This is a genomic window from Saccharothrix coeruleofusca (assembly GCF_014648515.1).
In the GTDB taxonomy this organism is placed as follows: Bacteria; Actinomycetota; Actinomycetes; order Mycobacteriales; family Pseudonocardiaceae; genus Actinosynnema; species Actinosynnema coeruleofuscum.
The window spans coordinates 32,262-33,393 of sequence record NZ_BMRG01000010.1; the positions used below are offsets into that span (position 1 = coordinate 32,262).

At 75.5% G+C, this 1,132-nt stretch carries 1 protein-coding gene; it reads left to right on the forward strand.

Annotated elements, in window-relative coordinates; genetic code table 11:
* Positions 1-126 precede the first annotated feature (126 nt).
* A partial coding sequence (locus tag IEZ00_RS22800; RefSeq protein ID WP_189225356.1) for an aspartate kinase occupies positions 127-1,132 on the forward strand: 1,006 nt, incomplete at its 3' end.

A 1,132-nucleotide genomic window follows, 5' to 3' on the forward strand; every position in this document is an offset into this window, starting at 1 on the left:
TGCGCGAGCGAGAACGCGCGACGGGCCGGGAACCCGGTCGACGACGGAAATGAGCCCACGGACGCATCCGGGCCCGGACCGCGCCGCGGACGTCGAAATCCCTCGGAATTCCCCGAACGGAGTGGCATGGAAATCCGCATCCAGAAGTACGGCGGCAGTTCCCTGGCGCACGACGTCCAGGTCGCCGAAGTCGCCCGCCGCGTCGCGCGCCTCCGCCGCACCGGGGCCGCGGTGATCGTCGTGGTCTCCGCGCGCGGCAGCACCACCGACGAGCTGGTGCGCGCGGCCACCGCGGTCAGCCCGGCTCCGGACCCGCGCGAGACCGACAAGCTCCTCGCCACCGGCGAGCTGGCCTCCGCGGCGCTGCTGGCCATCGCGCTGCGGGAGCTGGGCGTGCCAGCCGTGTCGCTGTCCGGACCGGAAGCCGGGCTGCGGGCGGTGGGCAGGCCGGGGGCGGGCGTGATCGCCTCTGTCGACGTCGAACCCGTCCGCTCCTGGCTGGCCAGGGGCCACGTCGCGGTCGTCGCGGGCTTCCAGGCCCTGGACCGCGACGGCGAGGTCGTCACGCTGGGCCGCGGCGGGTCGGACACCTCGGCGGTGGCGCTGGCCGTCGCCCACGGGGCTCGCGTGTGCGAGATCTGCACCGATGTCGACGGCGTGCGGCGGGCGGACCCGCGGGTGGTGGCGAACGCGGGGCTGCTGCGCGAGGTCCCCGCCGCCGTGATGAGCGAGATGGCGTTCTCCGGCGCGCGCGTGCTGCACCCGCGCTCGGTGGAGCTGGCCGCGGCCCACGGCGTCGACATCGTCGTCCGCGACGCGTCCGGGCCGGGCGCGGGAAGCACCATCTTCGGGAGGGAACGACCCATGCTCGACTCCGACGTCCTGGAAGGACGCGCCGGTGTGATCGCGGTGACGCACGACGACCGGGTGACCCAGGTCGTCGTCGAGGCGCGGTGCGCGATGGGCGCGGGCGCCGCGCGGGTGCTGGACGCGGTCGCGCGGCGGGAGATCTCCGTCGACGCGGTGACCTGGTCGGCGGACAGCGGATCGCCGCTGCGGATGGCCTTCTGCGTGGCCGACGACGCGGTCGACGACGCGCGGGCCGCGGTGCTGGAGGAACTGGCCGCGCACG